Annotated in this window: 22 protein-coding genes; 16 read left to right on the forward strand and 6 right to left on the reverse strand. The window is 71.9% G+C overall.

What is annotated here, in order from left to right; translation table 11 throughout:
• Positions 1-35: 35 nt before the first annotated feature.
• Together AB0O19_RS05450 and AB0O19_RS05455 are read right to left on the reverse strand one after the other, a co-directional pair.
• On the reverse strand, positions 36-1,835 hold the full coding sequence (locus AB0O19_RS05450) for a hypothetical protein (RefSeq protein ID WP_363617963.1): 1,800 nt from the start codon (positions 1,833-1,835) through the stop codon (positions 36-38).
• Positions 1,832-2,896 carry a MoxR family ATPase gene (locus AB0O19_RS05455; protein WP_363369345.1) on the reverse strand — a complete coding sequence of 355 codons (1,065 nt, stop codon included), beginning with the start codon at positions 2,894-2,896 and terminating at the stop codon, positions 1,832-1,834. Before AB0O19_RS05455 ends, AB0O19_RS05450 begins: the two co-directional genes overlap by 4 nt.
• 112 nt (positions 2,897-3,008) lie before the next feature.
• Here AB0O19_RS05455 and AB0O19_RS05460 point away from each other — a divergent pair, with 112 nt between their 5' ends.
• The 4 genes from AB0O19_RS05460 to AB0O19_RS05475 all read left to right on the forward strand — a co-directional run bounded on the left by AB0O19_RS05460 (position 3,009) and on the right by AB0O19_RS05475 (position 7,494).
• Positions 3,009-3,749, forward strand: coding sequence for a Sir2 family NAD-dependent protein deacetylase (locus tag AB0O19_RS05460; RefSeq protein WP_363617965.1), 741 nt, complete (start codon positions 3,009-3,011; stop codon positions 3,747-3,749).
• Positions 3,750-3,830: 81 nt separating this feature from the next.
• Positions 3,831-5,045: a cytochrome P450 gene (locus AB0O19_RS05465; RefSeq protein ID WP_363617967.1), complete on the forward strand. Its 1,215-nt coding sequence runs from the start codon at positions 3,831-3,833 to the stop codon at positions 5,043-5,045.
• Between the two features lie 49 nt (positions 5,046-5,094).
• On the forward strand, positions 5,095-6,093 hold the full coding sequence (locus AB0O19_RS05470) for an ADP-ribosylglycohydrolase family protein (RefSeq protein WP_363617969.1): 999 nt from the start codon (positions 5,095-5,097) through the stop codon (positions 6,091-6,093).
• 225 nt (positions 6,094-6,318) lie between these two features.
• Positions 6,319-7,494 (forward strand): serpin family protein, encoded by a 1,176-nt coding sequence (locus AB0O19_RS05475; protein ID WP_363617971.1) that lies wholly within the window; start codon positions 6,319-6,321, stop codon positions 7,492-7,494.
• A 120-nt stretch (positions 7,495-7,614) separates the two neighbouring features.
• Here the strand turns inward: AB0O19_RS05475 and AB0O19_RS05480 are convergent, their stop codons facing one another.
• The 4 genes from AB0O19_RS05480 to AB0O19_RS05495 all read right to left on the reverse strand — a co-directional run bounded on the left by AB0O19_RS05480 (position 7,615) and on the right by AB0O19_RS05495 (position 12,637).
• Positions 7,615-8,727, reverse strand: coding sequence for an ADP-ribosylglycohydrolase family protein (locus AB0O19_RS05480; RefSeq protein WP_363617973.1), 1,113 nt, complete (start codon positions 8,725-8,727; stop codon positions 7,615-7,617).
• Positions 8,728-8,769: 42 nt separating this feature from the next.
• Positions 8,770-10,050 carry a DUF2786 domain-containing protein gene (locus AB0O19_RS05485; protein WP_363617975.1) on the reverse strand — a complete coding sequence of 427 codons (1,281 nt, stop codon included), beginning with the start codon at positions 10,048-10,050 and terminating at the stop codon, positions 8,770-8,772.
• A gap of 101 nt (positions 10,051-10,151) precedes the next feature.
• Entirely contained in the window at positions 10,152-11,783 is a 1,632-nt protein-coding gene (locus AB0O19_RS05490) for a transporter (protein ID WP_363617977.1), read from the reverse strand.
• On the reverse strand, positions 11,780-12,637 hold the full coding sequence (locus AB0O19_RS05495; protein WP_363617979.1) for an ABC transporter ATP-binding protein: 858 nt from the start codon (positions 12,635-12,637) through the stop codon (positions 11,780-11,782). The genes AB0O19_RS05490 and AB0O19_RS05495 overlap by 4 nt, the downstream gene beginning before the upstream one ends.
• Before the next feature lie 253 nt (positions 12,638-12,890).
• On the opposite strand from AB0O19_RS05495, the gene AB0O19_RS05500 reads away from it, so the two are divergent.
• The 12 genes from AB0O19_RS05500 (at position 12,891) to AB0O19_RS05555 (ending at position 26,092) form a co-directional block, all read left to right on the forward strand.
• Positions 12,891-13,454, forward strand: coding sequence for a DUF1707 and DUF4190 domain-containing protein (locus tag AB0O19_RS05500; RefSeq protein WP_363580092.1), 564 nt, complete (start codon positions 12,891-12,893; stop codon positions 13,452-13,454).
• Between the two features lie 421 nt (positions 13,455-13,875).
• A complete protein-coding gene (gene rpsL, locus AB0O19_RS05505) occupies positions 13,876-14,247 on the forward strand; it encodes a 30S ribosomal protein S12 (protein WP_014144289.1) in 372 nt (123 codons plus the stop codon).
• Positions 14,248-14,249: 2 nt separating this feature from the next.
• Positions 14,250-14,720, forward strand: a complete 471-nt coding sequence (gene rpsG, locus AB0O19_RS05510) for a 30S ribosomal protein S7 (protein WP_030055803.1) — start codon at positions 14,250-14,252, stop codon at positions 14,718-14,720.
• A gap of 39 nt (positions 14,721-14,759) precedes the next feature.
• Entirely contained in the window at positions 14,760-16,865 is a 2,106-nt protein-coding gene (fusA, locus tag AB0O19_RS05515) for an elongation factor G (protein WP_063348955.1), read from the forward strand.
• Between the two features lie 234 nt (positions 16,866-17,099).
• A complete protein-coding gene (gene tuf, locus AB0O19_RS05520) occupies positions 17,100-18,293 on the forward strand; it encodes an elongation factor Tu (RefSeq protein WP_031063092.1) in 1,194 nt (397 codons plus the stop codon).
• 175 nt (positions 18,294-18,468) lie between these two features.
• Positions 18,469-19,458, forward strand: a complete 990-nt coding sequence (locus AB0O19_RS05525; protein WP_363580094.1) for a glycosyltransferase family 2 protein — start codon at positions 18,469-18,471, stop codon at positions 19,456-19,458.
• The gene (locus tag AB0O19_RS05530) at positions 19,455-19,886 is read left to right on the forward strand and encodes a GtrA family protein (protein WP_363617981.1); all 432 of its coding nucleotides are present in this window, start codon (positions 19,455-19,457) and stop codon (positions 19,884-19,886) included. The genes AB0O19_RS05525 and AB0O19_RS05530 overlap by 4 nt, the downstream gene beginning before the upstream one ends.
• Positions 19,887-20,068: 182 nt before the next feature.
• Complete coding sequence (locus AB0O19_RS05535) at positions 20,069-22,135, forward strand: hypothetical protein (protein ID WP_363617983.1); 2,067 nt, start codon at positions 20,069-20,071, stop codon at positions 22,133-22,135.
• 124 nt (positions 22,136-22,259) lie between these two features.
• Positions 22,260-23,594: a hypothetical protein gene (locus tag AB0O19_RS05540; RefSeq protein ID WP_363617985.1), complete on the forward strand. Its 1,335-nt coding sequence runs from the start codon at positions 22,260-22,262 to the stop codon at positions 23,592-23,594.
• Positions 23,595-23,697: 103 nt separating this feature from the next.
• Complete coding sequence (locus tag AB0O19_RS05545) at positions 23,698-24,387, forward strand: glycosyltransferase family 2 protein (RefSeq protein WP_063348961.1); 690 nt, start codon at positions 23,698-23,700, stop codon at positions 24,385-24,387.
• Positions 24,384-24,761: a DUF2304 domain-containing protein gene (locus AB0O19_RS05550; protein WP_063348962.1), complete on the forward strand. Its 378-nt coding sequence runs from the start codon at positions 24,384-24,386 to the stop codon at positions 24,759-24,761. Before AB0O19_RS05545 ends, AB0O19_RS05550 begins: the two co-directional genes overlap by 4 nt.
• Before the next feature lie 437 nt (positions 24,762-25,198).
• Positions 25,199-26,092: a glycosyltransferase gene (locus AB0O19_RS05555; protein WP_363580106.1), complete on the forward strand. Its 894-nt coding sequence runs from the start codon at positions 25,199-25,201 to the stop codon at positions 26,090-26,092.
• Positions 26,093-26,168: the final 76 nt, after the last annotated feature.

Consider the following 26,168-nt stretch of genomic DNA (forward strand, 5'->3'; position numbering starts at 1 on the left):
GGCGGCCGCTCCCGCAGGGGAGGGGCGGGCGCCCGTCAGCTCATCCGGAACACCGGTCCGCGCGGGGTGAACGGCAGCCCGGCGCCCCGGGGGACGAGGAAGGCGTGCTCGCGGCGCACCCGCAGCACGTCGCACGCGCCGTCGGTGATGACCAGCAGGGGCGCCCCGCGCGGGAAGTCCTCGGCCCGCTCCAGCAGGTCGACGCCCGGCTGCAGCTCGGTGCCGCCGCGCCCGCGCACCCGGACCCGGCCGGCGATCTCGCCGACCGGGACGTACCCGGCGTCGTGCGGTGCGGCGTCGCAGTGCACCACCCGGGCCGCGGGCACGTCCCGGGCGGCCGCGTACGAGGCGATCGCGCCGAGCGCCTTGCCGAGCAGTACCCGGTTCATCGAGCCGGAGGTGTCCAGGACGACGCCGAAGGTGCAGCGCGGCACCTCCTCGGGCGGGTGGTAGCGGCCGGCCCGGGGGATGTCCGGGGTGGCGGACTGCCGGCGGGCCGGCCGGGAGTAGCTGCGGACCGGCTCCGGGCGGGGCACGAACTCGTCGAACCAGCGGGCCAGCCGGGCGTCCCAGGGCAGCGGGGGGTGGGCGAGGGCGCGGATCTCCTCGACCAGCCCGGCGGGCAGCAGCCCGCGTTCGCGCTGGTGCAGCTCGAAGCCCTGCTGGAGGCCGCGGCGGTAGAAGTCGTCGAGGTCCACGTAGTCGCGCGGGCCGCGGTCCAGCGGTGCGCCGAGGATGTCCGGGCGGTTCTTGCCGGCCAGGGTGGCGAGCCGGCGGATCCGGCGCTCGTCGCGGACGATCCGGTCGTACACCTCCTCGGCCGACAGCCCCTTCAGCTGCGGGTCGTGCAGCAGGCCTTCCGGCATGTCGCCGACGCCCATCTCCAGCAGCCAGCCGTTGATGACGTAGTCGGCGGCGACGTTGAAGAGGAACGGGTCCCGGCCGCCGCGGCGCTCGCCGTGCCGCAGGGCGGCGTGCAGCATCTCGTGGCCGAGGATGAACCGCCACTCCTCGTCGGTCTGCCGGCGCAGCGGGTTGATGTAGACCTCGCCGGCCTCGGCGTTGACGGCGGCGATGGTGATGCCGTGGGCGCGGGCCAGTTCGGCGTCGGCGACGACGGTGAGGCCGGCCGCGATGCCGCCGAGCAGCGGGTAGGAGGAGACGAACCAGCCGAGCGCCCTGGTCCACGGCCGTACGGGCAGGCGCTCGCCGGTCTCCTGGTCGAAACGGCCGCCGGCCCGGTCCATCGCGGCGGACATGGTGCGGGTGAGGGCGGCGGCGAAGGCCGTCGACCAGTCCTTCGGGGTGTGGCCGTAGTTCTGCCACTCGACCAGCAGCTGGTCGTGGTCGGCGGTGCCGGCCGTCCCGGCGGTGACGGCGGGCGGCAGGCCGTCGCGGCGCCAGCGGGCGGCCAGCTCCTCCTCGTCGCCGCCCGGGTACTCCTGCGGGAGGGCGACCGGGGGGCGGCCGACCGGGAAGGTCGCGAGGAAACGGTTCACCACCGCGCAGCGGGCCGCCTCCTCGTAGACGTCGGGCTGGACCCGGACACCCCGGGCGGCCGGGACGTGGCCGAAGCCCAGGTGCAGCAGGCAGTGCGCCAGCACCCAGGCCCACTCCTCCGGCTCGGCCCGGCGGCGCGGGTTGACGTGCACGGTGCCGTCGGAGTCGACCACCGCCCAGCCGCCGGGCGGGGCCAGCCCGCAGTCGTCCCGGCGGCAGAAATCGGCGGGCACGGCGTCGAAGGCCGGATTCCGGCGCAGCAGCCGGACTCCCTCGGCGAAGACCTCCGCGCCCGGGTCCGGCTTCTTCGCACCCTTCTGGACGGAAGGACTCACCGGCGGGCCTCGACCAGCCGGGGCATGTCCCGGGCCGCCTCGATCAGGAACCAGGAGGGCAGCACCGGATTGCCGTCCGCGCCGTCGGCGATCACCGTCTGGGCGACCTCCACCGAGATCTCGGCCAGCTGCACCAGCAGCGACTTGGCCCGGAAGGCGGTCTGCCGCTGCGCCCCCGAGGCGTGCTCCTTGCTGGCCGGCAGCTCCTTGACCAGGCGGCCGCGGAAGGCGTCGGCCAGGTAGTAGAGCAGGTCGCGGTCCTCCAGCCGGTGCGGCCAGCGGGCGTCGCCCTTGAGGATCGCCTCCAGGCCGTACGCGTTGCGGACGATCTTGGCGTAGCCGCAGAAGGCGATCGCGTGCTGCGGGGTGAGCAGCCCGTACGCGAGCACCTTGAGGGTCTCCTCGTCCAGGGTGGGGCCGAAGGAGTGCAGCGCGTCGGAGAGCATGTGCCAGGCGCGCGGGGTGGAGAACGGCTCCTCGGTCTTCGGCGGGGCGGACCACAGGTGGTCGGGCCGGTCGGTGACGTAGTCGATGACCCAGGGGTGGATGCCGGCGCCGGCCGCCCAGCGCAGCCAGTCCGCGGCGCTGGCCCGCAGGTGCACGTGGACCATGCGGTTGACCAGCGCGGACGCCATCGGCCGGGCGAGCGCACCGTCGGTGGCGCGGTTCCCGGCGCCGATCACGATCGAGCCGGGCGGCAGCTCGTACGAGCCGATCCGGCGGTCCAGGATCAGCGAGTAGAACGCCTTCTGGACGTCCGGGGTCGCCGCGTTGAGCTCGTCCAGGAACAGGCAGTACGGCTCGTCGCGGGCGATCTGCTCGGGCGGGCAGAACCGGGAACGGCCCTCCGGGGTCAGCTGAGGGACACCGATCAGGTCCTCCGGGGCGAGCTGGGTGCCGACCAGGCTCACGCACTCCAGGCCGAGCGACTCGGCGAACTCCCGTACCAGCGAGGACTTCCCGATCCCGGGCGCGCCCCAGAGGAACACCGGCCGGACGGTGGCCAGCCCGAGCAGCAACTCGGGAATCTGGACGGGCGAGACGCTGACTGCTCCCTGCACGGGGCTCCTTGGCAAGTGGTGGGGTGACCGGCCCAGTGTGCGGCGGTAGTTGGCGCGGCGCACCCGGATTTCCGCTGGCGCCCCGAACCGGGCCGCCCGTACCGTCCGGGGCATGAACGCGAAACGCCCCCTGATCGCCGTCCTCACCGGCGCGGGCATCTCGACCGACTCGGGCATCCCCGACTACCGCGGCCCGCAGGGGCTCTGGCAGCGGGACCCGTCGGCCCAGGACCTGGTCACCATCGGCCCGTACCGTGCCGATCCCGAGGTGCGGCGGCGGGCGTGGCGGCTGAGGCTGGAGACGGGCGTGCTGGGGGCCGAGCCGAACGCCGGGCACCGGGCGCTGGTCGATCTGGAGCGCTCGGGGCTGCCGCTGCGGGTGCTCACCCAGAACGTGGACGGGCTGCACCAGCGGGCCGGGCTGGCCCCGCGCAAGGTGCTCGAACTGCACGGCACCGCACTGGAGGTGCAGTGTCTGGGCTGCGCGGCGACGGGGCCGATGGCGGAGGCGCTGCGGCGGGTCGAGGCGGGCGAGCCGGACCCGGCCTGCCGGGCGTGCGGGGGGATCCTGAAGCCGCGCACGGTGATGTTCGGCGAGAACCTGGACCAGGAGGTGCTCGGGCAGGCCGACTCGATCGCCCGCGCCTGCGACGTGTTCATCGCGGTCGGTACCAGCCTTCAGGTGTTCCCGGTGGCGGCGCTGCCGTACAACGCGGTGCGGACCGGGTCGAAGCTGATCATCCTGAACGCCGAGCCGACGCCGTACGACGAGGCCGCCGACGAGGTGATCCGCGAGCCGATCTCCCAGGCGCTGCCGGCCCTGGTGCGCAGGCTGGTGGGGGAGGGGCTCTGAAGAAGGGGCTTAAAAACGGGTGAACCGCATGCGTACGATGATCCTTCCGGCTCCCCCCTCATGGCCTGGAGTGATCGAGCGATGACGACGACGGCGAAGTTCGACCCCTGGTCGGCGGCGTTCGTGGCCCACCCGTACGACGCGTACGCCGAGTTGCGTGAGCACGCGCCGGTGACGTACTTCGAGCCGACCGGGCAGTGGCTCGTCTCGCGGCACGAGGACGTCAGCGCGCTCCTGCGCGACCGGCGGCTCGGGCGCACCTACACCCACCGCTTCAGCCACCAGGAGTTCGGGCGGCCCGAACCCGACCCGGCGCACGAGCCCTTCCACACCCTCAACGACTTCGGGCTGCTCGACCTGGAGGCCCCCGACCACACCCGGATCCGCCGGCTGGTCTCCAAGGCCTTCACCCCGCGCATGGTCGAGGGCCTGCGGCCGACCGTCCAGCGGCTCGCCGCGGAACTCGTCGACGGCCTGCTCGCGGCCGGCGGCGGCGACCTGATCGCCGCCGTCGCCGAGCCGCTGCCGGTCGCCGTGATCGCCGAGATGCTCGGCGTGCCGGAGGGCGACCGGCACCTGCTGCGGCCCTGGTCCGCCGACATCACCGGCATGTACGAGCTCAACCCGAGCGAGGAGGCCGCCCGCAAGGCCGTCACCGCGAGCACCGAGTTCTCCGACTACCTGCGCGCCCTCATCCGCGAACGCCGCACCGCCCCCGGCACCGACCTGATCAGCGCGCTGATCCAGGCCCAGGAGGGCTCCGACGCGCTCAGCGAGCAGGAGATGATCTCCACCTGCGTGCTGCTGCTCAACGCCGGCCACGAGGCGACCGTCAACACCACCGGCAACGGCTGGTGGGCGCTGTTCCGCAACCCCGGCGAACTCGCCCGGCTGCGCGGCGCGACCGACGCGCTCCTGCCCACCGCCATCGAGGAGCTGATGCGCTGGGACACCCCGCTGCAGCTGTTCGAACGGTGGGTCCTGGAGGACATCGAGCTGCGCGGCGTCACCATCCCGCGCGGCTCCGAGGTCGCCCTCCTCTTCGGCTCCGCCAACCGCGACCCCGAGCGCTTCACCGACCCCGACCGCCTCGACCTCGGCCGCACCGACAACCCCCACATCACCTTCGGCGCCGGCATCCACTTCTGCCTCGGCGCCCCGCTCGCCAGACTGGAACTCGCCGAGTCCTACGGCGCCCTCCTGCGCCGCGCCCCCGGCCTGCGCCTGGCCCGCGAACCCGAGTGGAACCCGGGCTACGTGATCCGGGGCCTCAGGGAACTGGTGGTCGAGGTCTAGATCGAGGTCTGGGACAGGTCGGGGTCGGTTCGAGGAACGGGGGAGAGCTGTGGGCAAGGCGACGGGGTCACTGCTGGGGCTGGCGATCGGGGATGCGATCGGCCGGGTGACCGAGTTCAAGACGGTAGAGATGATTGCCGACGACCACCCGGACTGGCGGCAACTTCCGCTGCCCCAAAGGGCGCTGGTCACCGACGACACCCAGATGACCCTCGCCCTCGGCCGAGGTCTGCGCATTGCCCTGGAGCGCGGGCCGCTGACCCCGCTACGGCTGGAGCGGCCCGTTCGCGAGGAGTTCGTCGACTGGTGGCGCTCCCCGCAGAACAACCGTGCTCCCGGCATGACCTGCCTGCGCGCCTGTGAGCGGCTGAGCCGCCCCGCGTACCGCTGGCAGCAGGCGAGCGACGTCGGTTCCAAGGGCTGCGGCGCCAACATGCGGGTCGCTCCGGTCGGGCTGATCCGCGAACTCGACGCCCGCCAGTTCGCGGGCGCCGCGCAGTTGCAGTCCGCGCTCACCCACGGGCACCCGACCGCACTCGCCGCCAGTGACCTCACCGCGTACGCCATCCGCAAGCTCGCCGAGGACGTTCCGCCGGCCGGCCTGCCCGCGGTGCTGCGGGCGTACGCGCTGGCGAGCCGCGAGCGGTACGACGAGTTCTGGCTCGGCGACCTCGCTGCGCGCTGGCACGGCCACTCGCCGCAGGACGTCATCGCCCGCGGCTGGGACGACTGCCTGGCCGTGCTCGACCGGCTGGACGCCGCGCTCGCCGCGCCCGACGTCGAAGCGGACCCGTGTCTGGCCACCGGTGAGGGCTGGGTCGCCGAGGAGGCCTTCGCCACCGGCCTGCTCTGCTTTCTGCTGCTGCCGGACGACCCGGTGGCCGCCGTCCGCCGGGCCGCCTACTCCAGCGGCGACTCGGACTCCCTGGCCTGTCTGACCGGCGCCTTCGCCGGGGCCCGTCACGGGGAGTCGGTCTGGCCGCAGGAGTGGGTGGAGCGGATCGAGTACCGGGACGAGCTGCTCGAGCTCGGGGCGCTCTGGGACTGAGCTCGACGACCTGCGCTCTGGGCCCGGGCGGAACCGGGTTCGGGGGTGGTGCGTCGAAGGGCCATGACGAAGCGCAGCACCGCAGGGCATGGCCGTTCCCGCCGTCGGGTGGGGCTGCTTCTCGCCGTCGGGTTGGCCGTCGGCCCGGCGCTGGCCGGGTGCGGGAGTGCGGCGGGCGGGGGGCCCGTGGTGGTGCGGGCCTCGACGTCGGGGAGCCGGGCGGCGGTGGATCCGGGGCAGGTGGCGGCGGTGGCGGCCGGGACCAGCGCCTTCGGGCTGGACCTGCTGCACGCGCTGACCGCGACGCCGGACGGGGCGGGGCGCAACGTCGTGGTCTCGCCGGCCGGGCTGGCGAGCGTGCTCGGGATGCTGCTGCCGGGGGCGCGCGGCGCCACCGCCGAGGAGCTGGCCAAGGCCCTGCACACCGGGCTCGACCCGCGACAGTACGCCCTCGCCGTCGGCGCGCCGGACGGCGGGAGCCGGGCCGGCGGCGACCAGGTCGTCCTGCGCCGGTCCGACGACCTGTGGACGCAGCAGGGCCTGGCCGTCGCCCCGGAGTACCTGGACACGCTCGCCGCCGCCTTCGACACCGGCGTGCGCCCCGTCGACTTCGCCAAGGACCCGGCCGGTGCCCGCAGGAGCATCAACGCGGCGGTGGAGAAGGCCACCGAGGGGCGGATCAAGGAGCTCTTCGGCCCGCGGCAGATCACCGCCGACACCCGGCTGGCACTCACCGACGCGCTCTACCTGAAGGCGGCGTGGGCCTCCGGGTTCAAGCCCGCGAACACCTCCGAGCGCCCCTTCCACCGGCTGGACGGCTCCACCCCGTCGGTGAGCACGATGAGCCGCACCGGCGCCCTCCGGTACGCCGAGGGCTCCGGCGGCATCGTCGGCGAACCCTGGCAGGCCGTCGAACTCCCTTATGCGGGAGGCGGGTTGGCGATGGACCTGATCGTCCCCGCGCAGGGCGGGTACACGGCCTTCAGCAAGGGCCTGGACCAGGCCCAGCTCGACCGGATCCTCGGCGGGCTCGACGAGCGGTCCGTCGACCTGACCCTGCCGCGGTTCCACTTCGACACGGCCAACGACCTCGTCCCCGCCCTGCGCTCACTCGGCGTCAAGGCGGCCTTCGACGCGCCCGACTTCACCGGCATCACCGGCATCACCGCCAAGGAGCCGCTCGGTCTGGGCGCGGTGGTGCAGAAGGCCACCGTCGAGGTGAACGAGGACGGTACGGTCGCGGCGGCCGGCAGCGGCGCCGGGGTGGCGGCGATGGCGGCGCCGGCCGCGCCGGAGTCCGTCCAACTGCACATCGACCGGCCGTTCCTGTTCCTGATCCGCGACACCGCTGACGGGCGGCCGCTGTTCCTCGGCCAGGTCACCGACCCGCAGGCGTCCTGAGCCGACCCGCGGGCGTCCTGAGCCGACCCGCAGGCGTCCTGAACCGACCCGCGGGCGTCCTGAGCCGACCCGCGGGCGAGGTGGGCGAAGTGGGCGAAGCAGCCGGAGGAGGACCGGGCGTCACCAGGCCGGGTAGCGCCCGCCGAGCGCCGGGTGGGCCGGGTCGCGGCTGCCGAACAGCACCAGCAGGTCGTCCGCGACCCGCAGCAGTTCGGCCCGGCCCTCGACCGCCCCCGCCCACTCGGCGGGCAGCGCCGAGGCGCCGTACGCGGCGCCGACCAGGTTGCCGCAGACCGCGCCGGTGGAGTCGCTGTCCCCGGAGTGGTTCACCGACAGCAGCAGCGCGCTGCGCACCGGGTCGGGTTCGAGGGTGGTCGCCAGCAGCGAGTACACCGCGATGGCCAGGCACTCCTCGGCGATCCAGCCGAGCCCGACCCGCTCCACGGACTCCGCCGTCGGCTGCGACTCCTGGGCCACCCGGACGGCCCGGGCCAGCGCCTGCACCGTCTCCTTGGACCCCGGCAGCTCGCGGATCTGCTCCACGGTCTCGCCGACCGCCGCCCACGGCTCGGTCCCGTTGGCGAGCCGCTCGACCAGCGCCGCGAAGGCGCCCGCCGAGAGGTAGCCGGTCGGGTGCCCGTGGGTGATCTGGGCGCACTGCACGGCCAGCCCGAAGGACAGCTCGACGCCGAGCCGTGCCAGCCCGAACGGCGCCGAGCGCATCACCGTGCCGCAGCCCTTGGAGCCCGGGTTGATCGGCCCCGGCTGCCCGATCACGGACGGCGACTCGAACTCCGGGTGCTCGGACACCCCGCTCATGCAGGCGTTGCCGGGCGCCCGCGACGCGTACAGGAAGGGCCTGGTCAGCAGCCAGCCGTCGTACGGGCGGGGCTGCGGCGCGGTGTCCGGCGAGCCCTGGCGCTGGGTCAGCAGCCAGCGCCGGTACGCGGCGTGGACGGCCTCCGGCACCGAGCCGCCGCCGCCCGTCCAGCCGCGGACGAACGCGCGGATCAGGCCCTCGGCGGTGAACAGGGTCATCTGGGTGTCGTCGGTGACTTCGACCGGCCCGGCGCCGGCCGGCAGCCCGGTCACGCCGTCCGGCCCGTACCGCTGCTGGATCTGGTGGAGCTGCTGGAACTCCACCGGCCAGCCCAGCGCGTCGCCGACGGCCCCGCCGAGCAGCGCCCCGCGCACCCGGTCGCGGTATCCCGATTCGGCCGCCGACTCCGTCACGTCGATCCCCCTTGGTTCATGGCGGGATCCGTTCTATCAGGTCTACCGGCGGATCTGCCCGGCGCGCCCGTGCAGCGCGGCGCGGTCGGCGGCGGCGCGCCCGGCCGCCCAGCCCACGCCGTCGCTCACCCGGACCCGCTGCGAGACCAGCTTGGGGAACAGCCGGCCGACCTCGTCGTCCACCGCCTCGGAGCGGGCCGCGAGCGCGGGCAGCAGCCGCTCGTCGGGCAGCAGTTGCTCCTCGGTGCCGTCCTCGCGCAGGTGCCGGCCGGCCGCGGCGGCGCTGGTCGCGCGCTCGGTGGCGGCGGTCAGCCGCTCGCGGATCCGCGCCGCGTACGCGACCAGGAAGGAGTGCCGGAACGCCTTGCTGCGCGAGTCCCGGCGGGAGCCGGCCTTGTTGAGCGCATGGGTGGCCTGCACCAGCAGCGAGGTGTAGAGCAGCTCGACGCCGTCCAGGTCGCCGTCGAAGCCGACGACGGTGCAGAAGCCGAACTCCTTGGCCCACACCGCCCGGCACCGGTTGGCCGCCGCGACGGCGTCCAGCAGCATCGTCTTGGGGCTCTCGTACGGGTTGTCCACGCCGATCCGCAGCGCCGCCGGGGTGTTCCGGTCGTCGCGGGTGGCGGCCAGCAGCGCGTCGTCGATGCTGTGCTGGGCCATCAGCTGCTGGGCCTTGGCGGTGAGCGCCTCGGCCTCCTCCGGGTACTCGGTGGACTCGGCCTTGGCCAGCAGCGCCCGGATCCGGGCCAGCATCCGCGGTTCGCCGGCCTGCGGGCCGGCGGCGCGTTCGGCCTGCGGCCGCCGGCCGGGCGCGGGGCCGACCGGGGAGATCGGCGGCAGCCGGCCCCAGGTCCGCAGCAGCTCCAGGGCGGTGGTGGCGAGCGCGAAGCGGTCCAGCCGGTGCCGGTCGGCGAAGGCGCCGAGGTACTGCTCGTCACCCGGCCACCACACCTCGGCCTCCAGCTCGCGCAGCTGTTCGTGCCAGCGCCGGTCGAGGGCGGCCGCGGGGTGCCGACGGCCCTCGGCGGCGATCAGGTCCACCGCGAGGGCCAGGTGGACGGGCTTCAGCCCGCGCCGGACCACCCGGGCCAGGTCGGCCGGACGCCACCCGGCGGACCAGCAGCGGCCGACGGCGGTGTCCGCGTACCCCAGCAGGGCCCGGCTGACCGCCGGCCACTGCCCGGCCGAGGCGGCGAGCAGCGACGCCCCGGTGTCCAGGGCGAGGTCCAGCGTCTCGTCCGGGGCCGTCAGCACCGATCGCACCGCCTGCTCCAGCAGTGGGCCGGCGCCCCCGTCCCCGTCCTGCTGCGCGCGCTTGCCCACGGTGTGTCCCTGCTCTCCTCGACGGTCCGGCCCTCCCGCCCATGATGCCGGAGCGCCCGGCCCCTTCGACGGGACCGGGCGCTCCGGGTGACGCAGGCGACTCAGCGCTCGACGGCCTTGGCCAGGATCTCCGGGGCGCGCTCCAGCAGCCGCCCGGCCGCGAAGCGGATGCCGAGGGCGGCGATCAGGGCGCCGTAGAGCGGGCCGACCAGCAGGACCGGCCAGGTCGGGCCGGCGGAGAGCAGCGCCCAGCCGAGGTAGCCGCTCACCGGCAGGGAGAGCAACGCCACACCGAACAGCGAGCCGAACTGGTTGACCAGCACCAGGCCGCCCTGCCCGGGGGCGGCGTTGCGCATCGGGTTGCTGTCGGCCGGCATGGTGTACGGCGCGAGCACGCTGAGCGTCGCGCCGAGCGCGACGCCGCAGCCGAGCAGGGCGAGCGCGAGGCCGAGTGCGGACGGCAGGCCGGCCCAGTCGCCGGTGGCGGCGGCCAGCACGGGCCCGAGCACCAGCGTCACCGGAACGGCGTACGACAGCACCGCGTAGGCCCGGCCGCGCAACTCGTCCCGGGCGTCGGCCGGGGTGAGCAGGGTGGCGGCGACCATCCAGAACGCCGAGCCGTCCATGCCGAACAGGTTGAGCATCTGCAGCCCGAGGAACATCCCGGTCATCGCCAGCAGGTAGACGCTCGACCAGCCCTGGACCATCGACAGCACGCAGATCACCAGCGTCATGCCGATGCTGGTGAACACCGCGGCCTTGGCCCGCGGCTCCCGCCAGGCGTACCGGAGGTGGCGCTGCATCACCGCGCCGACCCGGCCCTCGGGCAGGAAGCTCCAGCCGCGCGAGCTCTGCACGCCGCGGGCCACCTCCAGGGTGGAGGAGTCGGCGGTGACCATCAGCTCCTGGAGGCTGCCGCGCCACCAGCGCAGCAGCAGGGCGAGCAGCGCCGCGGCCGCGGCGAGCTGGAACAGCGCCAGCCCGTACCGCCCCTCGCCGGCGGTGCGGGCCGCGTCCGCCGCGCCGACCGGCGGCAGCCAGCGCAGCACGGAGGCGATCGGCGCCAGCGGGCTGAGGTCGAGGTGGTCCCCGGGCCGGCCGAAGACGCTCTGCGAGCCGACGTTGGCGGCCTGCACGAGCAGGGCGAACAGCAGTCCGCCGAAGATCGCGAAGTCCTTGCCGCGCCGGCTGGAGAGCATCCGGGCGTTGCCGGCGGCGACCGCCCGGGAGAGCGTGACCAGGCAGAGCACGGCCAGCGGGACGCCGACCAGCGCGGCCGCGGCCGAGGCACCGCCGTTGGCGCCGGACAGCGCCGCGCCGGTCACCAGCACCAGGCTGACCAGCGGGCCGGGCCCGATCAGCGCGGCCAGCAGCGAGCCGCGCAGCAGCGGGCCGGGCCGCAGCGGGAGCATGGTGAGCCGGGTCGGGTCGGCGCTCTCGTCGCTGGAGAAGAGGAACAGCGGCAGCGCCGCCCAGCCGAGGGTGAGCACGCCGAGCAGCATCACCCCGGCGTCCCCGGAGCCGTCGAAGCGCCCGTTCATCATGGCGAGGGCGAAGGCGACGCCGGCCGCGAAGGCCAGGCCGAGGACGCCGCCGATGACGTACACGGCGGTCCGGCCGGGGCTGCGCCGCAGGCCGTTGCGCAGCAGCCGCAGCTTGAGCGCCACCAGGGCGCGGACCACCGTCCGCCCGTCGGGCACCGGGGTACGGGCGGTCGCGGGAGCGGTGCTCACTGCCCGCCCCCGAGCTGCCCGCCCCCGAGCTGCGCGCCGGCCTGTCCGCCGGCCTGCCCGCCGAGCCAGCCGAGCGCCTGGCCGTCGTCCTCGCGGACGCCGATCAGGCCGAGGAAGGCCTCGTGGAGGCTGCGCCCGCCGCGGACGGTGTCCAGCGGGCCGTGGGCGATCACCCGGCCGGCGTTGACCACGGCGACCCAGTCGCAGAGCTGTTCGACCAGTTCCATCACGTGGCTGGAGAAGACCACCGTGGATCCGGCCGCCGCGTACCGCTTGAGCACGCCGCGGATGGTCTGCGCGGAGACCGGGTCGACGCCCTCGAAGGGCTCGTCGAGGAACAGCACGTCGGGGTTGTGCAGCAGCGCGGCGGCCAGACCGATCTTCTTGCGCATGCCGGTGGAGTAGTCGGCGACCAGCTTGTCGGCGTCGTGGGCGAGGTCCAGGACGGCCAGCAGTTCCTCCGCGCGGCGGTCCACCTCGGCGCCGGGCAGGCCGCGCAGCCGCCCGTTGTACTGCAGCAGTTCGCGGCCGCTGAGCCGCTCGAACATCCGCAGCCCCTCGGGCAGGATGCCGATCCGGGCCTTGACCGCGACCGGGTCGGCCCAGACGTCGCCGCCGTGGATGAGGACGGTGCCCTGGTCGGGCCGGAGCAGGCCGGTGGCCATGGACAGCGTGGTGGTCTTGCCGGCGCCGTTCGGGCCGACCAGGCCGATGAAGGAGCCGGCCGGCAGCTCCAGGCTGAGTCCGGCGACGGCGGCCTGGCCGCCGAAGTGCTTCCACAGCCCCTGGATGCTGACGGCGGAGGGGGGAACGGGTACGGGGCGGTCGGACGGCGGCGGCGCTGACGCCTGCATGGCGGCCTTCTCTGTTCGCTGGCGGATGGGTGTCTCGGACTCAGCCTGTCACTGCGGAAACGGACTGTCTCCCGAGTTGAGGATCCCCTGAGAGAGTGGGCCGAACGGGTGAGGCGCGCCGCCCGGACGGCGCGTTACGGCGGGTACCGGGCTGGAATTGGCAACTACTCAGCTGCGCCGTTCGTCCTGCACTATGAGGGGCAGTGAGGGACAGCGAGGGGCGCGGGGCCGCGCCGGGTGCCGGGAGGTGCGGATGGCCGTTCAACCGTGGGGAGCCTCGGGCCCCGGCGAGCCGGATCGCCGCGGGGACCGGCAGCCCCAGCCCGTCCCGCAGTCCGTCCCGCAGCCCGGGTTCCACACGGGGATGCGCGCCGGGCACGCGGACCGGGACCGGACGATCGACGTGCTGAAGGCCGCGTTCGCCGAGGGCCGGCTCTCCGCCGAGGAGTACGAGCAGCGCCACGAGCAGGCCTCCGTCGCGCAGACCTACGGCCAGCTGGCCGGGCTGGTGTCCGACCTGCCCTCCGGCCCGATGCCGGCGCCGATGGCCTTCGCCGCCCCGCCCGTCCCGGCGACCTTCCTCCCGCCGCCTCCGCCGCCGGTTCGCTCCACCAACGGGCTGGCGGTCACCTCACTGGTCTTCGGCCTGACCGGCCTCTCGCTGCCCGCGGTGGTCGTCGGGCACATCGCGAAGGCCCAGCAGAGCAGCCACGACCGGGCCGGCGACTGGGTTTCCACCCTCGGCCTGCTCTTCGGCTACGCGGGCTGCGCGCTCTGGACGCTGCTGCTCCTGGTGATGCTGCAGGTGCCGGTCTGAGCGTCCCGCCCCGGGCGCGTCCCGCCCCGGTGGCGGCGGTCGGCGGGCTGTGGTAGAGCGGGTGGAGGGTGGCCCGACACCGGGTGGTCGCGTCCGGGACACTCCCGGGACATCCGGCCGAAGGTCGCGACCTGCGGCGTTGCATTTGTTTTGACCGCGCCCGATGCGCTAGGTACGCTCTGACCTTGTGCCTGGGGTGTCCCCGGGTCCTTGTGCGTGCATGCACACCGGTCGCCGCGCCGAGCCGGAGCGCCTTCCAGCGCCCCGCGCGTTGAGCGCCGTCGCTGTACATCAGCTCATGGGATTCCGTGTCGGAATAAGCCCAACACACCCGACCGCGTGGGTCGACCACGGGGCCGTGTGCGGGGGATCACCGCAGGTTAGTTTTACCAAGCCTTGGCACACAGAAAACGGAGAAACGGTGCCTACGATCCAGCAGCTGGTCCGAAAGGGCCGGCAGGACAAGGTCGAGAAGAACAAGACTCCCGCGCTGAAGGGTTCCCCGCAGCGTCGTGGGGTCTGCACGCGTGTGTACACGACCACCCCGAAGAAGCCGAACTCGGCTCTCCGCAAGGTCGCCCGTGTGCGCCTCACCAGCGGGATCGAGGTCACCGCTTACATCCCGGGCGAGGGCCACAATCTGCAGGAGCACTCCATCGTGCTGGTGCGCGGTGGTCGTGTGAAGGACCTTCCTGGTGTCCGCTACAAGATCATCCGCGGTTCGCTTGACACCCAGGGTGTCAAGAACCGCAAGCAGGCTCGCAGCCGCTACGGCGCCAAGAAGGAGAAGTAAGAATGCCTCGTAAGGGCCCCGCCCCGAAGCGCCCGGTCATCATCGACCCGGTTTACGGCTCCCCGGTCGTCACCCAGCTGGTCAACAAGATCCTGCTGCACGGCAAGCGCTCCACCGCCGAGCGGATCGTCTACGGCGCCCTCGAGGGCGTCCGTGAGAAGACCGGCTCGGACCCGGTCGTGACGCTGAAGCGCGCGCTGGAGAACGTCAAGCCGGCCCTCGAGGTCAAGTCCCGCCGTGTCGGTGGCGCGACCTACCAGGTTCCGGTCGAGGTCCGTCCGGGCCGCGCCAGCACCCTGGCGCTGCGCTGGATGGTCGGTTACTCCCGCGCCCGTCGCGAGAAGACCATGACCGAGCGCCTGATGAACGAGATCCTCGACGCCAGCAACGGTCTGGGCGCTTCCGTGAAGCGTCGCGAGGACACCCACAAGATGGCCGAGTCCAACAAGGCCTTCGCGCACTACCGCTGGTAGTCCCTACCCCGTCACTAGACAGAGAGAGAACGAGCCACCATGGCTGCAACCTCCCTTGACCTCGCCAGGGTCCGCAACATCGGGATCATGGCGCACATCGACGCGGGCAAGACCACCACCACCGAGCGGATCCTGTTCTACACCGGCGTCTCGTACAAGATCGGTGAGGTCCACGATGGCGCTGCCACCATGGACTGGATGGAGCAGGAGCAGGAGCGCGGCATCACGATCACGTCGGCCGCGACGACCTGTCACTGGACGGTCGACGACGTCGACAACACCATCAACATCATCGACACCCCGGGTCACGTCGACTTCACCGTCGAGGTGGAGCGCTCGCTGCGCGTCCTCGACGGTGCCGTGACGGTGTTCGACGGTGTTGCCGGTGTCGAGCCCCAGTCCGAGACCGTGTGGCGGCAGGCTGACCGCTACGGCGTCCCGCGCATCTGCTTCATCAACAAGCTGGACCGCACGGGCGCGAACTTCTTCTTCTGCGTCAAGACCATCGTGGACCGCCTCGGCGCGACCCCGCTGGTCATGCAGCTCCCGATCGGTGCCGAGGCGGACTTCAAGGGCGTTGTCGACCTTGTCCGCATGAAGGCGCTGGTCTGGTCCGCCGAGGCCGCCAAGGGCGAGATGTACGACATCGTCGACATCCCGGCCGAGCTGCAGGAGCAGGCGAACGAGTACCGCGAGATGCTCCTGGACGAGGTGTCGAACGTCAGCGATGACGTGATGATGCTCGCCATGGAGGGCGAGGACGTCCCCGAGGAGCTGCTGTACGAGGCGATCCGCAAGGGCACCCTGGAGTCGGCCTTCACGCCGATCTTCTGCGGTACCGCGTTCAAGAACAAGGGCGTTCAGCCCCTGCTCGACGCGGTCGTCAAGTACCTCCCGTCGCCGCTGGACATCGAGTCGGTTGAGGGCACCAAGCCCAACGACCCGGAGACCAAGATCACCCGCAAGGCCTCGGACGACGAGCCCCTGGCCGCGCTGGCGTTCAAGATCATGTCCGACCCGCACCTGGGCAAGCTCACCTTCGTCCGGATCTACTCCGGCCGCCTGGAGTCCGGCACCTCGGTGCTGAACGCCGTGAAGGGCAAGAAGGAGCGCATCGGCAAGATCTACCGCATGCACGCGAACAAGCGTGAGGAGATCGAGTCGGTGGGCGCCGGCGACATCGTCGCCGTCATGGGCCTGAAGCAGACCACCACCGGTGAGACGCTGTCCGACGAGAAGGCCCCGGTCATCCTGGAGTCCATGGACTTCCCGGCCCCGGTCATCCGCGTCGCGATCGAGCCCAAGTCCAAGGGTGACCAGGAGAAGCTGGGTGTCGCCATCCAGCGCCTCGCCGAGGAGGACCCGTCCTTCCAGGTCAACACGGACGAGGAGACCGGCCAGACCATCATCGCGGGTATGGGCGAGCTGCACCTCGAGGTGCTGGTCGACCGTATGAAGCGTGAGTTCAAGGTCGAGGCCAACGTCGGCAAGCCGCAGGTCGCGTACCGCGAGACGATCCGTCAGGCCGTCGAGCGCATCGACTACACCCACAAGAAGCAGACCGGTGGTTCCGGTCAGTTCGCCAAGGTGCAGATCGCGATCGAGCCGCTCGAGCAGGCCGAGGGCTACGAGTTCGTCAACCAGGTCACCGGTGGCCGCGTGCCGCGGGAGTACATCCCGTCGGTCGACGCCGGTTGCCAGGAGGCCATGGAGTTCGGCATCCTCGCCGGCTACCCGCTTCAGGGTGTCCGCGTGAAGCTGCTCGACGGCCAGGCGCACGACGTCGACTCGTCCGAGCTCGCGTTCAAGATCGCCGGTTCGATGGCGTTCAAGGAAGGCGCGCGGAAGGCCAAGCCGGTCCTCCTCGAGCCGATGATGGCCGTCGAGGTCACCACGCCCGAGGACTACATGGGCGACGTGATCGGCGACATCAACTCTCGCCGTGGCCAGATCCGGTCCATGGACGAGCGTCACGGTGCCCGCGTCGTCACGGCGCTGGTGCCGCTCTCCGAGATGTTCGGCTACGTCGGTGATCTGCGCAGCAAGACCTCTGGTCGCGCGAGCTACTCGATGCAGTTCGACTCGTACGCCGAGGTTCCGAAGGCCGTGGCGGAGGAGATCATCGCCAAGGCCAAGGGCGAGTAAGGACCGGCGCCAGCCGGCTCCCTACGAGGCCGCGGCCGTCCCGATATTCGGGACGATTGCGAACCCTTAGGCTATTAGGGGGCGTCCCGGGAGGATCCGGTCGGATCCTCCCGGGGGGCCTCCGGCCCCCACCCCGCGGGACGGTGCGAGGTGCTTCCGGCACCTCGGGCCAAACCCGATCAAAGACCAACTGACGTCAGCACGGCGTACAGAACTGTCCTCAGGAGGACTGCAGTGGCGAAGGCGAAGTTCGAGCGGACGAAGCCCCACGTCAACATCGGCACCATTGGTCACATTGACCACGGTAAGACGACCCTTACCGCGGCCATCACCAAGGTGCTGCACGACGCGTACCCGGAGATCAACCCCTTCACGCCGTTCGACCAGATCGACAAGGCGCCGGAGGAGCGGCAGCGCGGTATCACCATCTCGATCGCGCACGTCGAGTACCAGACCGAGGCGCGTCACTACGCCCACGTCGACTGCCCGGGTCACGCGGACTACATCAAGAACATGATCACCGGTGCGGCCCAGATGGACGGTGCGATCCTCGTCGTCGCCGCCACCGACGGCCCGATGCCGCAGACCAAGGAGCACGTCCTCCTGGCCCGCCAGGTCGGCGTCCCCTACATCGTCGTCGCCCTGAACAAGGCCGACATGGTGGACGACGAGGAGATCCTGGAGCTCGTCGAGCTCGAGGTCCGCGAGCTCCTCTCGGAGTACGAGTTCCCGGGCGATGACCTGCCGGTCGTCCGCGTCTCCGCGCTGAAGGCGCTGGAGGGCGACAAGGAGTGGGGCGAGAAGCTCCTCGGCCTGATGCACGCCGTCGACGAGAGCATCCCGACCCCGGCCCGCGCCGTGGACCAGCCGTTCCTGATGCCGATCGAGGACGTCTTCACGATCACCGGTCGTGGCACCGTCGTCACCGGTCGTATCGAGCGTGGCATCCTCAAGGTCAACGAGACTGTCGACATCATCGGCATCAAGGAGACCAAGACCACCACCACGGTCACCGGCATCGAGATGTTCCGCAAGCTGCTCGACGAGGGCCAGGCCGGTGAGAACGTCGGTCTGCTGCTCCGCGGCATCAAGCGCGAGGACGTCGAGCGCGGCCAGGTCATCATCAAGCCGGGTTCGGTCACGCCGCACACCGACTTCGAGGCCCAGTCCTACATCCTGTCGAAGGACGAGGGTGGCCGCCACACCCCGTTCTTCAACAACTACCGCCCGCAGTTCTACTTCCGTACCACGGACGTGACCGGCGTCGTGACCCTCCCCGAGGGCACCGAGATGGTCATGCCGGGCGACAACACCGCCATGACGGTCGCGCTGATCCAGCCGATCGCCATGGAGGAGGGCCTGAAGTTCGCCATCCGTGAGGGTGGCCGCACCGTGGGCGCCGGCCAGGTCACCAAGATCATCAAGTAATTGGTGTTCTGACCTGTCTGTCCCGCACAGGCGAACCGAAGGGCTCCGCACACCCAGGTGTGCGGAGCCCTTCGGCCTTCATCAGGCCTTCACCGGCTCTCACGGGCTGCTCATGGCCGGCTGTTATTGTCGGGCGACCGTCCAGCCCGCCGTCGCGGAAAGTGGGATCCAACGCATGCCAACGGCACCACTGTTGTCGGTCGTGATGCCGATCTACAACGAGCAGGAGGCGCTCCCGCTGACCGTCGAGCGGCTGCGGCCGATCCTGGACGGGCTCGGGGTCGACTACGAGGTCGTGGGCGTCGACGACGGCAGCACGGACGCCACCCCCGTCGTCCTGCAGAAGGTCCGGCAGGACTGGCCGGAGTTCCGTATCGTCCGCTTCGCCCGCAACTCGGGGCACCAGGCCGCGCTCACCGCCGGCATCCACCGGGCGCGCGGCGACTACGTGGTGAGCATCGACGCCGACCTCCAGGACCCGCCGGAGAAGATCCCGGAGATGCTCGACCTGGCCCGCGAGCAGGGCTTCGACGTCGTCTACGGCGTGCGCGGGGACCGCGCCACCGACACCGCCTTCAAGCGCCGGACGGCCGGCGCCTACTACTGGCTGATGCGCAAGCTGGTCGGCAAGCGGATGCCCAACCAGGCCGGCGACTTCCGCCTGCTCAGCCGCGCGGCCGTGGAGGCCCTCAAGCAGTTGCCCGAGCACCAGCCCGTCTACCGGCTGCTGGTGCCGTGGCTGGGCTTCCCCAGCGGCGAGGTGGTGTACGTCCGGGAGGAGCGGGTGGCCGGCGGCACCCACTACCCGCTGTCCAAGATGGTCCGGCTCGCGCTGGACAGCGTGACCAACTTCTCCGCCGCCCCGCTGCGGCTGGCCACCTGGCTGGGCCTGGTGAGCTTCGTGGTCTGCCTGGCCCTCGCGGTCTACACCACCCTCTCGTACGCGCTCGGTGCGACCGTGCCCGGCTGGTCCTCGCTGTTCATCGGCATGCTCTTCATCGGCGCCGTACAGCTGATCTGCGTCGGACTGCTGGGGGAGTACGTCGGCCGGATCTACTCGGCGGTGCAGGCACGCCCGACCTACTTCGTCGGCTACGACTCGGCGGACGACGAACTGGCGCAGGACGCCGCGGCGCAGGACGACGCGCGGGGCCCGGGCCGGTGACCGTCACCGAGGAACCGGCGGAGCCCGTCGAGCCGGCCCCGTCGACCCGCCGCCAGCTGCCGTCCTTCCTGGTCATCGGCGTGCTCAGCACCGTCTTCTACCTGGCGCTGTTCGTCGCCGCGCGGTGGTTCACCGACCCGCAGGCGGCGAACCTGATCGCGCTGGCCGTCAGCGCGGTGGCCAACACCGCGGCCAACCGCCGCTTCACCTTCGGGGTCACCGGCTCGCAGGGCATGGTCCGGCACCAGCTCCAGGGCGCGGTGGCCTTCCTGATCGGGCTCGGCCTGAGCGCGGGCGTGCTCGCCCTGCTGGACCAGGTGGCACCGAACGCCTCCCGGCCGGTGGAGGTCGCCGGACTGGTCGCCGCCAACGGCCTGGCCACGGTGGCCCGGTTCGTGCTGCTGAAGATCTGGGTCTTCCGGGGCTGAACCGGGGCTGAACGGCGGCCGTTCCCACTGGTTCGCGGACCGCCCACCCGGGCCCCTCAGCCCGTCGTGCCGACGGGCCCCTCGGTATGCTGTGGCTCGTAGCCTGCCCGCTGACGGTAGTGGAAGTCCGCACCCGGCCGGGGAGACGGGCGGCAGGGACTTGACCGAAGGGGCACGGCACCGTGTCGACCGTACATTCCTCGCCTGAGCGCGAGCTTCAACGTCCGACCGCACCGCCGGGGCCGCCGCCCGAGCCGGCCACCGGTGGACGGTCCAGGCGCAACCCGCTCGTCCTGGCCGGGGGGCTGGCCCTGTCCTGGCTGGTGCCGACCGGGCTGGTCGCGCTGGACCTGGGCGTCCTGCTGCTGCCGCTGCTGCTGTTCTCCATAGCCGCCGTGCTCCGGGTCGGCGGCGTGCTGCTCGACCGGCTGTTCGTCGCCGGGCTGGTGCTCGCCGGTTCGGTGCTGACGTTCGGCCTGCTCTTCTCGCTCTGGCCGTGGGGCCTCTCGCCGGTCGCCACCAGCGGCCTGATGTTCAGCGTGGTGACGGTCGCCGCCTGGGCCGCCCGCCGCGGCCCGCGCCTGCCGCTGCGCTTCCGCTGGTCCGACCTGCTGGTCCTGGGCACCGGTTACGGCGTCTGGCACTACCTGTTCCACCCGATCGCGGGAACGTCGGCGGCCGAGCGGGTCGCGTACTTCGCCACCTCGGAGGACCGGCTCGCGCACTTCTCCTTCTTCTCCGGCATCCAGAACGTCGGCGGCTTCAACTTCCTCCACCAGGACGCGGCCCGGTCCTTCCTGATACCGCCGTCCGAGGTGACGTACCCGCAGGGCTCCCACTTCCTGCTGGCCTGGACGGACACCCTCGTCCACTCCGCCGCCGACTCCGGCGACATGCTCTACACCATGAACCGGTACTTCCTGTACCTGCTGGTGGGCTACGCGCTGTTCTGCGCCGCGCTGGTCTGGGCGGCCCGGTGGATCGGCGGGCCGCGGCTGCGCGGCTGGCGCTGCGCGGCGGTGTGCGCGACCGTCGGCGCGATCATGTTCGCGAGCAACTACATGGACCTGATGGTCCACGGCTTCGACTCGACCTTCATCGGGCTGCTGCTGATAGCACTCGCGCTGGCCGTGCTGATCCGGCCGGCGATGGGCACCACCGAGTTCGTGCTGGCCGCGTCGGCCGGGCTGATCACCGTCACCTACGCGTACAACATCTACGGCGCCTTCGTCGGCGTGGCACTGCTGGGCGCACTGGTGGCGCACCGGCGCAAGTTCGCCGGGCGCTGGTGGTGGACCGCCGGCGCGCTGGCGTGCGCGCTGGGCGTGGCCGCGCTGCCGAGCGTCCTGTCCGTGCTGGGCAACCTCGACGTGGCCAGTGCCTCGAACATGAACGGCCCGAGCGTCGGGGCCGACCGCTCCATACTCATCGGCGGCGGGCTGCTCGGCCTGCTGGCCGCGGTCATGCCGCGCAACCGCCGGACCGCCGTCGGCCAGGCGCACCTCGCGGTCCTGCTCGGCACCGGCGGGCTGCTCAGCGCCTTCGCCGCCTACCAGCTGCACACCATCGGCAAGTACTCGTACTACTTCCACAAGATGACGGCCGTGGGCGTCGTGGTCAGCCTGATATCCCTCGGCGCCGTCGGGGTCATGCTGCAGAGCCCGTACCGGGGGACGGGCCGCACGCTGCCGAACCGCCTCGGCGAGCTGGCGATGTCCGGCCTCGCCGTCGCCGCCGCGCTCAGCCTCTTCGCCAACGTGCAGTGGGGCTTCCTGACCACCAAGGACAACCCGTCCGCCTGGTCCGCCAACCCGCTGGTGGCCTGGGGACGCGGCGAGTTCAAGGGGGACATGGGCCCCAAGGGCGCGCAGGCGCTCGACATCTCCAGCAAGGGCCCGGTGATCGCGCTCTTCGCCAACGACGACTACAAGAACCTCAAGGCCACCTGGCTCGCCTCGCTGCTGAACCGGCGCGGGGGCGACATGACGGCGCTGTACGACATCCACTGGGTGTCCATCGGCGGCCCCCAGGTGAAGGAGGAGGACTACCAGAAGTCCCTGGGCCGCCTCAAGGGAGCCATCGACAAGCTCCCGGCCGCGCCCGTCCCGCCGACCGTCCTGACCGCCGACCCCTCCGTGGGCGACCGGATCAAGCGGGACCTGGCGGCGCAGGGTGTCACGGTGACGGTGCTGAGCGATCCTCAGAACCTTTGGACGGAGCCGTGGTCCCGTACCTTCCCGGGGGTCTGAGGGTGGGGGCCACCGTCATCGGACGTTCACGGCTACCCGCTACTATTCACAGCAATCGCACGGCCGGGCCGGCCTCGTGCGGAGACGTGTGGCAAGGTCGGCCGGTTAATTCGGTGATCATGTGATGAAGAACCCGATCGCCAAGCTGCTCGGGGTGCTACCCCCGGGGGCCCGGCTCGTGGTCGGTGGGACGGTCGTGCTCGGCGCCTCGGCGTACGTCTACATGGCGCTCGTGGGCTACAGCCTGGGCACGGCCGGTGCGGCCAGGGTGACGATGCTCTGGACGATCGTGATGTCCGTCGGGTGGGGCCTGTTCCAGCCCGTCGAACTGGAGCTGACGCGGGTGGTCGCCGCCCGCAAGGTGTCCGGGGCGGGGGCACTGCCCGCGGTACGGCGGATGCTGCTGCTCGCCCTGGCGATCCTGGCCGCGGCCTGCGCGGTGCTGGCCGCCGCCGCCGGCCCGATCGCCGACCAGCTGTTCGGCGGTGACCGGACCCTCGTGGTGGCCCTCGCCGGCGGCATGGCGGGCCTCGCGGTGAGCTCGGTCTCCCGCGGTGCGCTGGCCGGCCTCGGGCTGTTCGGCCCCTACGGCACCCAGCTGGCCGTCGACGGTGCCCTGCGCATCGGGCTGGCCGCGCTGACCGCCGTCCTCGGGCTGCACTCGGCGCTGGCCTTCGGCCTGATCCTGGTGGTCGCCCCGGTCGCCGCCTCGCTGATCGGCCTGCGCGGCATCCTCGCCGACCGCGCCCCCGGGCCGGAGGTGTCCTGGCGCCAGCTCACCAGCGGGCTCGGCCTGCTGATCGGCTCCGTGATGCTCAGCCAGCTGGTGGTGAACGCGACCGTCGTCTGCGTGCGCCTGCTCGCTCCGAAGCACTCCGAGGCGTCCGACGCCCTGGTCTTCGCCCTCGGCCAGGCCGTGGTGATGGCCCGCGTGCCGCTCTTCGCCTACAGCGCCCTCCAGGCCTCCATGGTCTCCGCGCTCTCGGGTGCCACCGCGGCCGGCGACCACGCCGAGTTCCGCAAGGTGCTGACCCGCACCACGGCGATCGTCGCCGCCATGTGCATCGGCGGCGGGCTGCCGGTCATCGCGCTCGGCGCCTGGCTCAACCCGCTGCTCTTCAACGCCAAGGACCTGCTCAACCCGCTGGACTTCACCTGGCTCGTCCTCGGCACGCTCTGCTACGTCCTCGCGACGGTATTCGGCCAGGCGCTGATGTCGAGCGCCCAGCACCGCCGACAGCTGGTGGGCTGGACGGCCGGTTCCGTAGCATTGGTTGCGGTCGCCCTCTCCCCGGGTGACGTCGGTCTCCGTGCCGAGCTCGCGTACCTGGCCGGCGCGCTGGTCAGCGCCGTCCTGATGCTGTGGGCGCTGTACCGCGCGTTCCCCTCCCGCCCCGCCGCCTCCGGGCACTCCGGGCTGGACAGCAGGAGTGCGGCCGAGCCGCTGCGGACCTCGTGACGGTGGGGGACCGGACTGTGATTGGCCGACGACGCCCGTGATCACCACCGACAGACAGACCGAGGCACGCGACGCCGTGCCGTTCGCCAAGCATGGAGCCCCTGTGTCCGACTATGACAACGTCTGGCTGGTGATCCCGGCCTACAACGAAGGCCAGGTGATCGCCGAGGTCGTGGAGGGGGCACGCAAGACCTTCCCCAACATCGTGGTGATCGACGACGGCTGCACCGACGACACGGCGAAGCACGTCATGACGACCGGCGCCCACCTGGTGCGGCACCCGGTCAACCTGGGCCAGGGCGCAGCGCTGCAGACCGGCCTGAAGTACGCGCTGGAGCAGGAGGGCGCCGAGTACTTCGCCACCTTCGACGCGGACGGCCAGCACCAGACCGCCGACGTGGAGAAGATGGTGGCGCTGCTGCGCCAGGACGAGGCCGACATCGTCCTCGGCTCCCGCTTCATCGAGCAGACCGGCCAGGTGCCGTGGATCAAGCGGGTTGTGCTCCGCACCGCCGCCGCGGTCAGCCCGACCGCCCGCAAGCTCAAGCTCACCGACGCGCACAACGGTCTGCGCGTGATGAACCGGGAGGCGGCCAGCCGCATCCGGATCACCATGAACGGCATGGCCCACGCCTCGGAGATCGTCTCCTTCCTCGCCGGCTCGGACCTCCGGGTTGCAGAGGTGCCGGTGGACATCCTCTACACCGACTACTCGCGCGCCAAGGGCCAGTCCCTGATCAACGGCGTGAACATCCTCTTCGACATCTCGCTGCGGGAGCGTAACCGCCGATGAATCACCTCTGGATCCAGCTGATCCTCGTCCTGGCCGCCGTGGGCATGGCCCTCCTGTTCGTCCGGCGCTGGGACGCCGCGAACACCCGGGCGTGGAAGCGCATCGCCTTCTCGCTCTTCGTCGTCGCCAACGTCATCGCGATCCTGTGGCCGGCCGGCGTGACCAAGCTGGCCACCGCGCTGGGCGTCGGCCGTGGCACGGACCTGGTGCTCTACCTGATGGTCATCGCCATGGGCTTCCTGACGCTCAACACCTACCTGCGCTTCCGGTCGCTGGAGAAGAAGCTCACCGACCTGGCCCGTACGGTCGCCATCACCGAGGGCGTCCGTCACAACAACGACCGCCTCGACGCTCCGGTCGGCTCCGACCACTGATCGCGCTCCACGCGACAGGGCACAGGGTTTGAGGGCCGGTACCCCCGACGGGGTGCCGGCCCTCAGCCGTGCGTGCGGGTGAGCGCGCCGCCGGAGAGGCCGGCGAACGGTCCCCTCGACCGTCGGCCACCGGGTCGAACGGTGACGCCCGTTCGTCCGTTGTCAAAGAGGGGGCGCCAATGCGTGCCGCCTTTTGGGCTCCGGAAAATCCGGACATTACCGAGTTCATTCATCCCCCGGCCGCCCGGCGGACGTATTTCTGTGTGCCAGAATTTCCGATCGGCGGCCTCTGCGCACCCGCTTTCCGCCCCCCGGCGCCGGTGTGGGCCGACCGGCTGACGCACGGGCCCGGCAAAGCTGGTTGACTTGGGGCGCCCCGCTGGCCGCGGCCGGGCGGCACCGAAGCGTGATCCAGGACCAGGAGGTGCGGCGCCGTCATGAGCGTCGATTTCGTCATCCCGTACTACGGCGATCCGGAGTACCTGTTCGCCACCATCGACAGCATCCGGGCCCAGCACCAGCAGGACTGGCGGCTGACCGTCGTGGACGACCAGTACCCGGGCTTCCGGGCGCCCCAGTACATCGAGAGCCTGAACGACGAGCGGATCCGGTACATCCGCAACGCGGAGCGGCTGGGCCCCAACGGCAACACCTACAAGGCCTCCACCCTGGCCGAGCGCGAGTTCGTCTCGATGATGGGCGCCGACGACCTGCTGGAGCCCGACTACCTGGACGTCGTCCTGGAGCGCCTGCGGGCCGACCCGAACGCGATCGCGGTCCAGCCGGGCGTGCGGGTGATGGACAGCGACGGGACCCTGGTGCCCTCGCTCGGCATCGGCGACAAGGTCAAGCGCCGGATCAGCGCGCCGGCCCGCAAGGCCGGGGTGATCAGCGGCGAGGCCGCGGTGAAGAGCCTGCTGTCCGGCAACTGGCTGTACACGCCGTCGCTCACCTACCGCCAGTCCGCGCTGTCGAAGATCCCGTACCGCCCGGACATCGACGCCATCCACGACCTGGCGTTCATGGTCGACATGCTGATGGAGGGCGGCAACCTGCTGGTCGACGAGCGCGAGGTGTTCCGCTACCGGCGCCACCAGGCCAGCGACTCCTCGAACCGGGTCAAGGACGGCAAGCGCTTCGACGAGGAGCTGCGGTACTACTCGCTGATCTCCAAGGAGCTGCGCGCCAAGGGCTGGACCAACGCCGCGCGCTCGGCCGACCTGCACCTCTCGTCCCGCCTGCACGCCCTGATGGTCGCCGCCGGCCGGCTCGGCGCGGGTGACTTCTCCCACGCCGGTGCCATGGTCGGCCGCGCGGTCCGCAGCAGCTGACCGGAGCGTGTCCGAGGGCGGTGCCGGCAGCCGGCCGGAGGCCCCCGGGTCACGGCGCCCCGAGGCGCCCGGCCGA

Origin of the sequence: Kitasatospora sp. NPDC091276, assembly GCF_040684355.1 — a bacterium.
In the GTDB taxonomy this organism is placed as follows: domain Bacteria; phylum Actinomycetota; class Actinomycetes; order Streptomycetales; family Streptomycetaceae; genus Kitasatospora.

Coding starts and splice junctions, on each gene's coding strand:
- rpsG (WP_030055803.1), top strand. CDS start 14,250: ATGCCTCGTAAGGGCCCCGCCCCGAAGCGCCCGGTCATCATCGACCCG.
- AB0O19_RS05540 (WP_363617985.1), top strand. CDS start 22,260: ATGAAGAACCCGATCGCCAAGCTGCTCGGGGTGCTACCCCCGGGGGCC.
- AB0O19_RS05555 (WP_363580106.1), top strand. CDS start 25,199: ATGAGCGTCGATTTCGTCATCCCGTACTACGGCGATCCGGAGTACCTG.
- AB0O19_RS05550 (WP_063348962.1), top strand. CDS start 24,384: ATGAATCACCTCTGGATCCAGCTGATCCTCGTCCTGGCCGCCGTGGGC.
- AB0O19_RS05525 (WP_363580094.1), top strand. CDS start 18,469: ATGCCAACGGCACCACTGTTGTCGGTCGTGATGCCGATCTACAACGAG.
- AB0O19_RS05460 (WP_363617965.1), top strand. CDS start 3,009: ATGAACGCGAAACGCCCCCTGATCGCCGTCCTCACCGGCGCGGGCATC.
- AB0O19_RS05500 (WP_363580092.1), top strand. CDS start 12,891: ATGGCCGTTCAACCGTGGGGAGCCTCGGGCCCCGGCGAGCCGGATCGC.
- AB0O19_RS05495 (WP_363617979.1), bottom strand. CDS start 12,637: ATGCAGGCGTCAGCGCCGCCGCCGTCCGACCGCCCCGTACCCGTTCCC.
- AB0O19_RS05465 (WP_363617967.1), top strand. CDS start 3,831: ATGACGACGACGGCGAAGTTCGACCCCTGGTCGGCGGCGTTCGTGGCC.
- fusA (WP_063348955.1), top strand. CDS start 14,760: ATGGCTGCAACCTCCCTTGACCTCGCCAGGGTCCGCAACATCGGGATC.